This window comes from Kitasatospora sp. NPDC028961 (genome assembly GCF_055564815.1).
Genome location: NZ_JBVHVO010000024.1, coordinates 65,843 through 78,022, shown reverse-complemented (window position 1 = coordinate 78,022; position 12,180 = coordinate 65,843). Strand labels below are relative to the sequence as shown.

Here is a 12,180-nt window from a genome sequence, read left to right as displayed (position 1 = left end):
GGGCGCCGGGCAGCGGGTGGCGCCCGGAATGTCGGTCCGGTGGTGTAAACAAGGGCCTGATGGGCGCTCTCGATGAACCACTGACCAAGCTCGTCGGCGACCGTACCGCCAAGGTGCTCGCCGACAGCCTCAAGCTGCGCACGGTCGGGGACCTGCTGCACCACTATCCGCGCCGCTACGTCGAGCGCGGCCAGCTCACCAGCCTGGACGAGCTGGAGATCGACGAGCACGTCACCGTGCTGGCCCGGATCGAGAAGGTCACCCTGATCCCGTTCCGCGGCCGAAAGGGGGACCGCCTGGAGGTGGTCGTCACCGACGGCCGCAGCCGGCTCTCGCTGGTCTTCTTCAACCAGGGCTGGCGGCAGAAGGAGCTCCGCACCGGCGCCCAGGGCCTGTTCGCCGGCAAGGTCGGCGTCTTCAACCGCACCCGCCAGCTGGTCTCGCCGGACTACCAACTGCTCGACGAGGACACCGGGTCGGACGCGGCGCAGCAGTTCGCCGGCCGGTTGATCCCGGTCTACGGAGCCAGCGCCCAGATGCCCAGCTGGAAGCTGTCCATCTGCGTCGAGACCGCCCTCACCAAGCACCTCTCCGACGTCGGCGAGCCGCTGCCCGCGGAGCTGCGCGAGCGGCACGAACTGATCCCGCTGCCCGAGGCGCTGGAGCTGATCCACCGCCCGCGCGGCCAGGCCGACCGCGAGCGCGCCCAGAGCCGGCTCCGCTGGGACGAGGCCTTCGTCCTCCAGGTCGCGCTCGCGCAGCGCCGGGCCGCCGACTCCGCCCTGCCGGCCAAGCCCCGCGAGCCCCGGGCCGGCGGCCTCCTGGACGCCTTCGACGCCCGGCTCCCGTTCACCCTCACCGACGGCCAGTTGAAGGTCTCCGCCGAGATCGCCGCGGACCTGGCCACCGAACACCCGATGCACCGGCTGCTCCAGGGCGAGGTCGGCTCCGGCAAGACGCTCGTCGCGCTGCGCGCCATGCTCGCGGTGGTCGACGCGGGCGGCCAGGCCGCCCTGCTCGCGCCCACCGAGGTGCTGGCGCAGCAGCACCACCGGTCGATCGTGGAGATGATGGGGGACCTGGCCGAGGGCGGCCTGCTGGGCGGCTCGGACCTCGGCACCCGGGTGGTGCTGCTGACCGGCTCGATGGGCGTCCCGGCCCGCCGCCAGGCGATGCTCGACATGGCCTGCGGGGACGCGGGCATCGCGATCGGCACCCACGCGCTGATCGAGGACAAGGTGCAGTTCCAGGACCTCGGCCTGGTCGTGGTGGACGAGCAGCACCGCTTCGGCGTCGAGCAGCGGGACGCGCTGCGCGCCAAGGGCGAGCAGCCGCCGCACCTGCTGGTGATGACGGCCACGCCGATCCCGCGCACCGTCGCGATGACCGTCTTCGGGGACTTGGAGACGTCGGTGCTGGACCAGTTGCCGGCCGGCCGCTCGCCGATCTCCACCCATGTCGTCCCGGCCCTGGAGAAGCCCAACTTCCTGGCGCGGGCCTGGGAGCGGGTCCGCGAGGAGGTGGCCAAGGGCCACCAGGCGTACGTGGTCTGCCCCCGGATCGGGGACGAGGAGCCCGCCCCCGACGCCAAGAGGAAGCGCCGGCCGGTCCCGGCCGAGGACTTGGAGGAGCTCACCGGTGCGGAGCCCGACGCGGGCGCCGGGAGCGACGACCGGCGCCCCCCGCTGTCGGTCGTCGAGACCGCCGAGAAGCTGCTGAAGGGCCCGCTGGCCGGGCTGCGGGTGGAGATCCTGCACGGCCGGCTGGCGCCCGACGCCAAGGACGAGGTGATGCGCCGGTTCGCGGCCGGCGCGGTGGATGTCCTGGTGGCGACCACGGTGATCGAGGTCGGGGTCAACGTCCCCAACTCCACCGCGATGGTGATCATGGACGCCGACCGCTTCGGCGTCTCCCAGCTGCACCAGTTGCGCGGCCGGGTCGGGCGCGGCAGCGCCGCCGGCCTCTGCCTGCTGGTCAGCGACATGCCGGCGGGCAGCCCGGCCCGGGCCCGGCTGGACGCGGTGGCCGCCACCCTGGACGGCTTCGAGCTGTCCCGGATCGACCTCGAACAGCGGCGCGAGGGCGATGTGCTGGGCCAGGCGCAGTCCGGGGTGAAGTCCTCGCTGAAGGTGCTCTCCGTACTGGAGGACGAGGAGGTCATCGTGACCGCCCGGGCCGAGGCCACCCGGCTGGTCGCCGAGGACCCGGAGCTGGCCGCCCACCCGGACCTGCGCACCGCGCTGGAGAGCCTGCTGGACGCCGACCGCGCGGAGTACCTGGAGAAGGGCTGAGCCCCCCGGGAGCCCGGCCGGCGGGCCGGTGCCCGGGCCGCCCGTGAGGGCTGATCGTCAGGGCTGACCGCCAGGGCCGATTGTCAGACCCCCGCGAGAGAATGTAGTTGTTCAGGACGCACCCTCAAGGTGCGTACCTGGCACGACACTTGGGGGTCCTGCCATGGCATTCCGTCATCTCAACGAGCTCCCGCTCGGCGACAAGGTCTTCCGGATCGAACTCGCCAGCGACGACGACCGCGAGGTCACCCTCACCCTGACCGGCTGGCGCGAGGGGGCAGCCGCCGCGCCGCTCGCCTCGGGCAAGCTCCGTCTGCCGGTCGAGGACGTCGCCTCGCTGCGGATCGCGCTCAACCGCGCGCTCCGGGCCCTGGCGATCGTCGCCGACGTCTCCGAGCCCATCCCCGACCGTGACGTGCTGCGCGAGCTCTACCCCGGACACGGCGCCCCCTGGGTGCCGCAGCACGAGGAGGAGCTGGTCCGGCGGTTCCACGACAGCGAGACCGTCGCCCGGATCGCCGCCCGCTTCGGCCGCACCCCCGACTCCGTCCGCACCAAGCTGCGCGAGCTCGGGCACGACCCGCGCCGCCCCGAGTTCTGCCCGCCCGACGGCTGCCTCTCGTGGTCCCGCTACGCCTCGCCGGCGCTGCTCGGCGCGGCGATCCCGCCCCAGTCGACGGCGGCCGACGCGAGCTGATCCCGCGGCCCTCGCCGCAGCCCTCCGCCGGGGCTGCGGCGAGGGGTTCGGGGCGGCCCTTCGGGTGGGGGCCGTATAGCGTGGTCGGGCAGCGACGAAAGGACCTCCCACCACCATGACCCGCGTCATCGCCGGGGCGGCCGGCGGCCGCCGGCTGGCCGTACCGCCCGGCCGGAGCACCCGCCCGACCTCCGACAAGGCCCGCGAGGCGATGTTCTCCACGCTGGAGGCCCTGCGCGGCACCCTGCACGGGGCCCGGATGCTCGACCTGTTCGGCGGATCGGGCGCGGTCGGCCTGGAGGCGCTGTCCCGCGGCGCCGAGCACGTCCTGCTGGTCGAGGCCGACGGCCAGGCGGCCCGGGTGATCCGGGAGAACGTCCGGACGATCGACCTGCCGGGCGCGGTGGTGGTGGCCTCCCGGGCCGAGAAGGTGATCGCGGGACCGCCCCCGGAGACCCCGTACGACCTGGCCTTCCTCGATCCGCCGTACGTCGTCACCGACGACGAGGTGCGCGAGATGCTGATCACACTCCTGGCCGGGGGCTGGCTCGCGGCCGACGCACTCGTCACCGTGGAGCGCAGCACCCGAGGCGGCGAGTTCGGATGGCCCGAAGGCTTCGAGGTACTGCGCTCGCGCCGCTACGGCGAGGGCACGCTCTGGTACGGTCGCGCCGCCGCCGAGGGCCGCCCACACTCGTAGCGGGCCGAGGCCCGCAGGACCCGTCACCCCACGAGGGAGCATCCACGCCATGCGCCGCGCCGTCTGCCCCGGATCGTTCGACCCGATCACCAACGGTCATCTCGACATCATCGAGCGGGCCTCGAAGCTGTACGACGTGGTGCACGTCGCGGTGGCGGTGAACCGGAACAAGCAGGGCATGTTCACCATCGAGGAGCGGATCGCGCTGATCGAGGAGACCACCGCCAAGTACGGGAACATCGTGGTCGAGTCGCACCTCGGCCTGTTGGTGGACTTCTGCCGGGAGCGCGGCATCCCCGCGATCGTCAAGGGCCTGCGGGCCGTCAGCGACTTCGACTACGAGCTGCAGATGGCCCAGATGAACCACGGGCTGAGCGGGGTCGAGACGCTCTTCCTGCCGACCTCGCCGACGTACAGCTTCCTGTCGTCGACGCTGGTCAAGGAGGTCGCCTCGTACGGCGGCGACGTCTCGCACCTGCTGCCGGAGACGGTGCACCGCCGGCTGGTGGAGCGGATCGCGCAGCGGAAGGCCCAGTAGCCGCGGGGCCGGAGCCGGACCGGTCCGTTTCTGCCGATTCGTCACCAGTTGTCCGGGGGCCGGTCCGGCAGCCCGGTCCGGGCGTTGTGACCTCGCCCCGCCGTGGCCGTAAAGTCTGTGTTCCTGCCCTGCGGTGAGGTCCACCGCGCCGGGCCTGCCTCCGCCGGACCGTCGGCGGCACACGGAAAGACGAAGCCCCGTGGACGTGCAGAACAAGGTCGACGAGATCGTCGCGGCCGTCGAGAACGCCCGCTCGATGCCCATGTCGGCCTCCTGCGTGGTGAACCGAGCCGAACTGGTCGGCCTGCTCCAGGACCTCAGGGCGGCCCTGCCCGCCGAGCTGGCCCAGGCCCAGTCGGTGATGGCCGACCACGAGCAGGTGGTCGCCGGCGCCGAGGCGGAGGCCGAGCGGATCATCCAGGGCGCGCACGCCGAGCGCGGCTCGCTGATCTCCGACACCGAAGTGGTCCGCCGGGCCCAGGCCGAGGCGGACCGCATCCTCGCGGAGGCGCGTGCCGAGGTCGAGACCAAGCGCGCCGAGGCCGACGACTACGTGGACAGCAAGCTCGCCAACTTCGAGGTCGTGCTGACCAAGACGCTCGGCGCGGTCGGCCGCGGCCGGACGAAGCTGCGCGGCGACTCCAGCGTCTTCGAGACCCCGTACGAGGGCGAGACCGACGGCGAGGAGTTCCGGCCGCAGCCGCGGATCACCCCGAGCCCCGAGGTCGACGAGTACGTCGATGTGAAGCTCGCCACCCTGGAGAACGTCCTCAGCGCGACGCTGGAGGCGGTCGGCAAGGGCCGCGACAAGCTGCTCGGCAAGGCACCGATCGACGAGCTGGGTGCCTACCTGGCCGCCGCCGACGAGGCCCAGCAGGCCAAGAACCGCGCCGAGGCGGTGGCGGCGGGCTTCGCCACCGACGCCGACGGCGAGGAGGTGCCGTGGTACCGCGAGGAGGTGCCGCAGCAGCAGACCTGGCCGGAGCAGACCCCGGCCGCGGCCGGCTGGCAGGCGCCCGGCGTCGACCAGTACGCCGCCGCGCAACAGCCGGGCGGCCAGTACGCCGAGGTGTACGGCGGCGGCTACGACCCGGCGGGCCAGGGCGATCCGTACGGCGGCCAGTACGGGTACGGGCAGCAGCAGCAACAACACCAGCAGCAGCACCAGCAGCAGGGGTACCCGGCCGCGCAGGAGCAGGGCGACTACGGCTATCCGCAGCAGCAGCAGGGCTACGCGGCGCAGCAGTACGACGCCTACGGCTACCCGCAGCAGCCCGCCAACCCGCCGGCCGTCCCGCAGCAGCCGGGCCTGGACGAGACCAGCTTCTTCGACACCAGCATGATCGACATGACCAGGCTCCGGGAGCTCGGCGGCCGCTGAGCCCGCTCGCCCTCCGTGGGCGAAGTTGGGCCTGGCGGGAGACTCCGGTAGTCTGACCACTCCGGCCTTTCCGTGTCGGGCCGTCGGTCTGCCCGCGCATCGTCCGGTGAGCAGCACCGCGCATCAGTTTTCTCAGGAAGTCAGGACACCTTGAACCGCCTCGACCACCGCGACCCACTCGTGTTCGACACGCACGAGCTCGGCCGTCGCCCGGGCTCGCTGCGCAAGGTGTCCCGCACCCTGGAGGCCCCCGAGGGCCTCGGGATCATCGACGTGATCGGCGTCCCGGAGAAGAGCGAACTGCGGCTGGAGCTCCGCCTGGAGTCGGTGGTCGAGGGCGTGCTGGTGACCGGCACCGCCGAGGCCGTGATCGAGGGCGAGTGCGTGCGGTGCCTGGAGCCGGTCGAGGACGACCTCGACGTGGACTTCCAGGAGCTGTACTACTACCCGGAGTCCGACGAGCGTCACCGTGCCCGCACCGCCGGGACGGACGACCTCGACGAGGACTCGGAAGATGAGACTTACCGGCTGGAGGGCGACTTCTTCGACCTCCAGCCGGTGCTGCGTGACGCGGTGGTGCTCGCACTGCCGCTGCAGCCGGTGTGCCAGGAAGACTGCCTGGGCCTGTGCTCCGAGTGCGGAGCGCGCCTGAGCGACGACCCGGCGCACCACCACGACGCCGCCGACCCCAGGTGGGCGGCTCTGCAGGGACTCTCCGCCGCCCCCGGCGACGAGGGTGACGGAATCAAGAACAGCGACACCCGTGAGGGTGCCGCCGAGAACCAGGAGAAGTAGCCGTGGCTGTTCCGAAGCGGAAGATGTCGCGCAGCAACACGCGCCACCGCCGTTCCAACTGGAAGGCCGTCGTTCCGGCCCTCGTGGCGTGCGACAGCTGCCACGAGCCGAAGCTCGGCCACATCGCGTGCCCGAGCTGCGGCACGTACAACCGTCGCCAGGTCCTCTCGGTCTGATCGGCGGGGTGTACGGATCGATGTCGGACAGTAACTCTTCCCGCAAGGCGACCATCGCCCCGAAGGCTTCTTCGGGCGGCGGAAAGGCCGGCGGGCCGGCTTCGACCGAATACGACGTCCTGGAAGGGCGCCTCGGGTACACGCTCGAGCGCGCCCTTCTGGTGCGTGCCCTGACCCACCGCTCGTTCGCGTACGAGAACGGCGGGCTGCCCACCAACGAGCGCCTGGAGTTCCTCGGCGACTCGGTGCTGGGCCTGGTGGTGACCGACACCCTCTACCGCGTCCACCCGGACGTCCCGGAGGGCACGCTCGCCAAGCTGCGCGCCGCGGTGGTCAACTCCCGCGCGCTCGCCGACGTCGGCCGTGGCCTGGAGCTCGGGACGTTCATCCGGCTCGGCAAGGGCGAGGAGGGCACCGGCGGCCGCGACAAGTCGTCGATCCTCGCCGACACCGTCGAGGCCGTGATCGGCGCCGTCTACCTGGACCAGGGCCTGGACGCGGCCACCGAGTTCGTCCACCGCCTCTTCGACCCGCTGATCGAGGAGTCCTCCCAGCTGGGCGCGGGCCTGGACTGGAAGACCAGCCTCCAGGAGCTCACCGCCTCGGTGGGCATCGGGGTGCCGGAGTACGTGGTCGAGGAGTCCGGTCCGGACCACGAGAAGACTTTCACCGCCGCGGCCCGGGTGGCCGGCGAGGACTTCGGCAGCGGCGTCGGCCGCTCGAAGAAGGAAGCCGAGCAGAAGGCCGCGGAGAGCGCCTGGCGGGCGATCAAGGAGAAGTACGCCGACCGCCTGCCCGCCGGCGCCTGAGCACGCAGTACTCTTCCTCCTGCATGTTTCAGTCGCAGGAGGCTTGTTTCCCGTGCCCGAACTCCCCGAGGTAGAGGTCGTCCGCCGAGGTCTGGCGAACTGGGTCGCCGGGCGGACCGTCGCCGCCGTCGACGTGCTGCACCCGCGGGCGGTGCGCCGCCAGCCGGCCGGTGCGGCCGACTTCACCGCGCGGCTGACCGGGGCCACGCTCGGCGCCGCGCAGCGTCGCGGCAAGTACCTCTGGGTGCCGCTGTCCACCGCGGCCGACGGCTCGCCGGTCGGCGGGTTCTCGCTGATCGGTCACCTGGGGATGAGCGGCCAACTGCTCGTCCAGGACCCGTCGGTGCCCGACGAGAAGCACCTGCGGGTGCGGCTGCGGTTCACCGACGGCGGCCGGGAGCTGCGCTTCGTCGACCAGCGGACCTTCGGCGGGCTGGCCGTCGAGGAGGTCGAGGAGGGTGACCCGGAGGGCACCCCGCTCTCCATCGCGCACATCGCCCGGGACCCGCTCGACCCCCGCTTCGACGACGCCGCCTTCGTGGCCGCGCTGCGGGCCAGGCGCACCACGGTCAAGCGGGCGCTGCTGGACCAGACGCTGATCAGCGGGGTCGGCAACATCTACGCGGACGAGGCGCTCTGGCGCTCCCGGCTGCACTACGACCGCCCGACCACGGCGCTGACCCGTCCGCAGGCCGCCGTCCTGCTGGCCCACGCGCGGGACGTGATGACGGCCGCCCTCGCGGTCGGTGGCACCAGCTTCGACAGCCTCTACGTCAACGTGAACGGCGAGAGCGGGTACTTCTCCCGGGACCTCGACGCCTACGGCCGCGAGGACGAGCCGTGCCGCCGTTGCGGCACCCCGATCCGCCGGGCCGCCTGGATGAACCGCTCCAGTTACTTCTGCCCCCGCTGCCAGCGCGTCCCGCGCGCCCGCAGCGGGGCCTGAGCCCGGGTGGCCCCGCTCCGGGGCCACCCGGCGCTACCGCTTGGTGAGTTCGGGCTGCGGCTGGTCGGACCCGGCCGGGCCGTGGGTGTCCTGGCCGAAGTAGGCGACGCCGACCGCCGACACCACGGCGAGCAGGAAGCCGACCGCGCCGAGCCAGGCCAGGCCCTCCTTGGAGGAGTCACCGAGCCAGAGGACGCCGACGGCGCCGGGCAGCACCGTCTCACCGACCACCAGGGCGGCGGTCGCGCCGTTCACCGAGCCGATCTGCAGGGCCACGGTGTGCACGTACATCCCGCCGATGCCGCCGACCAGGATCGCGTACAGGGCGGGGTCGGAGAGCAGCGCGCCGAGGTCGAACGGCTCGACGCCGTTGAGGATCCGCACGCCGACGCCGAGCGCTCCGAAGCCGAGGCCGGAGAGCAGACCGGCGACGATCGCGCCGTTGGCGCCCATCCGCCGCACCAGCAGGGCGCCACCGACCAGCAGCACGGTGGTGATCAGCAGCAGCCACCAGTGGAAGGACATCTCCACGTGGTGGCCGCCCTCCGGCCCGGCGGAGACGGCCAGCAGCACCAGCGCCGAGCAGAGCACGCCGATCGACGCCCACTCCAGCTGCTTGAGCCGGATGCCGAGCAGCTTGATGCTCAGCACCGCGGTGATCACCAGATTGGCGCTGATGATGGTCTGGGAGAGGAACAGCGGCAGCAGTCGCGCGGCCAGGGCGCCGAGTCCGAAGCCGATGAAGTCGAGGACGGTGCCCAGGATGAACTCCCAGGTGACGGCGGCCTTCGCGGTGGAGGCGAGGCTGGGCCCGCCGTGTGCGGTGACCCCGGCCGAGCCGCTGCCCGCGGCGGCGGCCTCCTCCCGGGCGGAGCGACGTGATCCGACGGCCTGCAGGACCGAACCGGTGCCGTAGCAGGCGGAGGCCGCCACGGCGGTGACGAGGCCGATGAACACCCAGATGCTCCGATCGGGAGAAGAGGTCAGGAGTAGGTAAGGGGGCCGAGGCCCGGCCACCACTATGCCTGGTCGGGGGAGAGGGTCCGATCGGCCGTCGAGCGCTCCTCGACCACCCGTGGACCCGCCGGGACGGACGACCGGGCCGACGGCCGGGTTCCCGCCGCGGCCCGTCTCCGGGGCGGCCGGGGGAAACATCATCCGCGAGGAGGGGAGCGACCCCGGCGGACGGTGGGGGTGCGCGGGGCCGCCCGTACGCGAAGGGGATGCCCTGTCGACGTGGCGGGAGGGGTAGCGTCGATGGCATGAGAACCCTCGCTCGACGACGCTCCCGGAGTGCCGGGCTGTCGGCCCTGGTGGCGCTGCTGCTCGGGCTGCTGCTCGTGCTGGCCCCGGCGGCCGCCGCGGCCGGCGGGCTGGACGACGCCACCGCCGCGCTCAAGCAGGGCCGGGTCTACGTCGACCCGGCGATGACCGGCCGGTTCAGCCAGGGGCAGGCCGACGCCCTGACCGAGAAGATCCGCAAGGCCGACAAGCCGATCTTCATCGCGGTGGTCCCGGCGGCGGACCCGTACGGCGCGAGCACGGTCTTCTCCGACCTGCGGACCAAGGTCGGCATCACCGGTGTCTACGGCATCTGGCGCGGTGACCGGTTCCTGGCCCAGTCCGACAAGGCCGCGCTGCCCACCGCGAGCGCCCAGCGCATCGCGGGCGCGTCCGCGCGCTCGCACCCGGGCGACGTCGACGCGACCCTGAACGACTTCGTCGACACCGCCGCGCCCCAGGTGAAGGGGCACGGGGTGAACAGCGGCTCCGGCGGCTTCTCGGTGGCGGCGGTCGTCGTGCCGCTGGCCCTGCTGGCGCTGGCCGGCGCCGGGGTGTTCCTGCTCTTCCGCCGCTCGAAGAAGCGCAAGGAGGAGCGGCGCCGGGCCGAACTGGCGCAGCTGCGCCGGGTGGTGGACGAGGACATCACCGCGTTCGGCGAGGAGCTGGACCGGCTCGACTTCAGCCCGGGCGCCCCGGACGCCGACGACGTCCAGCGGGCCGACTACACGCACGCCCTGGACTCCTACGAGCGGGCCAAGCGCAGCATGGACGAGGCGAAGGGGCCGGAGGACGTCAAGCCGGTCACCGAGGCACTGGAGGACGGCCGGTTCGCGCTGGCCACACTGGACGCCCGGCGCGAGAAGCGGCCGCTGCCCGAGCGCCGGCCGCCGTGCTTCTTCGACCCGCGGCACGGCCCGTCCGTGCGGGACGCCGACTGGGCACCGGCCGGCGGCGCGGCGCGCACCGTCCCGGTCTGCCGGGCGGACGCCGACCGGCTGGCCACCGGGCAGGACCCGGAGGTCCGGACCGTGCCGACCGAGCACGGCCCGCAGCCGTACTGGAACGCCGGCCCGGCGTACGGCCCGTGGGCGGGCGGCTACTTCGGCGGCTTCGGCGGCGGCGGGCTGCTGCCCGGCCTGCTGGTCGGCACCATGCTCGGCTCGATGATGAGCTCCCCGGCCTACGGGGCCGGCTACGACGGCGGCTCCGGCTACGACGGCGGCGACTTCTCCGGCGCCGACTTCGATTCCGGTGACTTCGACGGCGGCTTCGACGGCGGCGGCGGGGGCGACTTCGGCGGCGGTGGCGGCTTCGACGGTGGCGGCGGGGGTGACTTCGGCGGGGGCTTCTGACCCCGGCGGCGTGACGACCGGGCCCGCGGCCCCGCCGGTGGACGGCGGGAACCGCGGGCCCTGCCGGTGGTGCGCCCGAGGAGGTTTGAGAACGCAACCCTGTGTGGCAGGCTGGTGGTGTGACCTCCCACACGCCTTCGGCCCCGCCCGCCCTCCCCGGCCGGCCCTGCTCGATCGCCGCCGCGCTCCACGTGGTCGGCGAGAAGTGGGCCCTGCTCGCCGTCCGCGAGCTGTTCTACGGCAACCACCGCTTCGACCGGATCGCCCGCAACACCGGCGCTCCGCGCGACCGGCTCACCGCCCGGCTGCGCGCGCTGGAGGAGGCGGGCGTGGTCGAGCGCCGCGCCTACAGCGAGCGGCCGCCGCGCTACGAGTACCACCTGACCGAGGCCGGCCGCGACCTCGCCCCGCTCACCCACGCCCTGCTCGGCTGGGGCGACCGCTGGCTGCTCCCCGAGCCGCCGGTGAGCTTCGAGCACAGCCCCGAGGGGCACGAGCCGCACCCCTACGACCCGGCCTGGGTCTGCCGCACCTGCGGCGAGGAGGGCCGGCGCGGGGACCTCCGGGCGGAGATCCACAGCCCGGACTGGACGATGGCCGGCCCCACGGCGCCGTAGCGCGGCCCGCGATCCGGCCCGATAGGGTCGGGGCCATGCACGGTCGCGACGCCCACAGTGATGAACCGGTCCGGGTGACCGCCTGGGTGCGGGGCAAGGTCCAGCAGGTCGGCTTCCGGTGGTGGACCAGGGCGCGGGCGCTGGAGATCGGGCTGACCGGCTACGCCAGCAACCTCGGCGACGGCCGGGTGCAGGTGGTGGCCGAGGGACTCGCGGCCGACTGCGAGCACCTGCTGGCGCTGCTGCGCGGCCCGGACACGCCCGGCCGCGTCAGCGGGGTGACGGAGATCTGGACGGCCGTCGGAACCGGCTACCCGGGTTTCGAGATCCGCTGACCGGGGCCCCGCGCGCCGTGGCGGACGGGCCGGGGCCCGCCCCCGTGAAATGATCGGCGGCCTTCGGTGTCATACGGTTGCCATCTGGGCAGACTCGTGGTTGACTCCGCATCGAACGATGATCCACGAGCGACTGGTGGACCGGCCCGAGATCCCCCCTGGTGTGACCACACCGCCAGGCAGGTGACAGGGGCGCGGTAGCGTGCGGTGATCGTGTTGACCCTTTCCGTCTTTGGTGAGACGCTGGAAGCCCGCGCAC

Annotated in this window: 13 protein-coding genes; 12 read left to right on the top strand and 1 reads right to left on the bottom strand. The window is 73.1% G+C overall.

Going from position 1 to position 12,180, the window contains the following annotated elements:
* Positions 1-59: 59 nt before the first annotated feature.
* From recG to mutM, 9 genes are all read left to right on the top strand, one after another.
* Positions 60-2,291, top strand: a complete 2,232-nt coding sequence (gene recG / locus ACZ4UX_RS29315; RefSeq protein WP_465708848.1) for an ATP-dependent DNA helicase RecG — start codon at positions 60-62, stop codon at positions 2,289-2,291.
* A 163-nt stretch (positions 2,292-2,454) separates the two neighbouring features.
* A complete protein-coding gene (locus tag ACZ4UX_RS29310) occupies positions 2,455-2,988 on the top strand; it encodes a hypothetical protein (protein WP_352291629.1) in 534 nt (177 codons plus the stop codon).
* A 115-nt stretch (positions 2,989-3,103) separates the two neighbouring features.
* Positions 3,104-3,688 (top strand): 16S rRNA (guanine(966)-N(2))-methyltransferase RsmD, encoded by a 585-nt coding sequence (gene rsmD, locus ACZ4UX_RS29305; RefSeq protein WP_329489747.1) that lies wholly within the window; start codon positions 3,104-3,106, stop codon positions 3,686-3,688.
* A 49-nt stretch (positions 3,689-3,737) separates the two neighbouring features.
* Entirely contained in the window at positions 3,738-4,226 is a 489-nt protein-coding gene (coaD, locus tag ACZ4UX_RS29300; protein WP_329489748.1) for a pantetheine-phosphate adenylyltransferase, read from the top strand.
* Between the two features lie 199 nt (positions 4,227-4,425).
* On the top strand, positions 4,426-5,607 hold the full coding sequence (locus tag ACZ4UX_RS29295) for an ATP synthase F0 subunit B (protein WP_465708847.1): 1,182 nt from the start codon (positions 4,426-4,428) through the stop codon (positions 5,605-5,607).
* 150 nt (positions 5,608-5,757) lie between these two features.
* Positions 5,758-6,402 carry a YceD family protein gene (locus ACZ4UX_RS29290; protein WP_329489750.1) on the top strand — a complete coding sequence of 215 codons (645 nt, stop codon included), beginning with the start codon at positions 5,758-5,760 and terminating at the stop codon, positions 6,400-6,402.
* Between the two features lie 2 nt (positions 6,403-6,404).
* Positions 6,405-6,578, top strand: a complete 174-nt coding sequence (rpmF, locus tag ACZ4UX_RS29285) for a 50S ribosomal protein L32 (RefSeq protein ID WP_188303282.1) — start codon at positions 6,405-6,407, stop codon at positions 6,576-6,578.
* 20 nt (positions 6,579-6,598) lie between these two features.
* Complete coding sequence (rnc, locus tag ACZ4UX_RS29280; RefSeq protein WP_329489751.1) at positions 6,599-7,387, top strand: ribonuclease III; 789 nt, start codon at positions 6,599-6,601, stop codon at positions 7,385-7,387.
* 52 nt (positions 7,388-7,439) lie between these two features.
* Entirely contained in the window at positions 7,440-8,333 is an 894-nt protein-coding gene (gene mutM, locus ACZ4UX_RS29275) for a bifunctional DNA-formamidopyrimidine glycosylase/DNA-(apurinic or apyrimidinic site) lyase (RefSeq protein ID WP_465708846.1), read from the top strand.
* A gap of 33 nt (positions 8,334-8,366) precedes the next feature.
* Here the strand turns inward: mutM and ACZ4UX_RS29270 are convergent, their stop codons facing one another.
* Positions 8,367-9,290, bottom strand: a complete 924-nt coding sequence (locus tag ACZ4UX_RS29270; protein WP_329489753.1) for a DMT family protein — start codon at positions 9,288-9,290, stop codon at positions 8,367-8,369.
* Between the two features lie 305 nt (positions 9,291-9,595).
* Here ACZ4UX_RS29270 and ACZ4UX_RS29265 point away from each other — a divergent pair, with 305 nt between their 5' ends.
* The 3 genes from ACZ4UX_RS29265 to ACZ4UX_RS29255 all read left to right on the top strand — a co-directional run bounded on the left by ACZ4UX_RS29265 (position 9,596) and on the right by ACZ4UX_RS29255 (position 11,921).
* Positions 9,596-10,969 carry a hypothetical protein gene (locus ACZ4UX_RS29265; protein WP_465708845.1) on the top strand — a complete coding sequence of 458 codons (1,374 nt, stop codon included), beginning with the start codon at positions 9,596-9,598 and terminating at the stop codon, positions 10,967-10,969.
* Between the two features lie 119 nt (positions 10,970-11,088).
* Positions 11,089-11,586, top strand: coding sequence for a winged helix-turn-helix transcriptional regulator (locus ACZ4UX_RS29260; RefSeq protein ID WP_329489755.1), 498 nt, complete (start codon positions 11,089-11,091; stop codon positions 11,584-11,586).
* A gap of 35 nt (positions 11,587-11,621) precedes the next feature.
* Positions 11,622-11,921, top strand: coding sequence for an acylphosphatase (locus ACZ4UX_RS29255; RefSeq protein WP_329489756.1), 300 nt, complete (start codon positions 11,622-11,624; stop codon positions 11,919-11,921).
* Positions 11,922-12,180 lie beyond the last annotated feature (259 nt).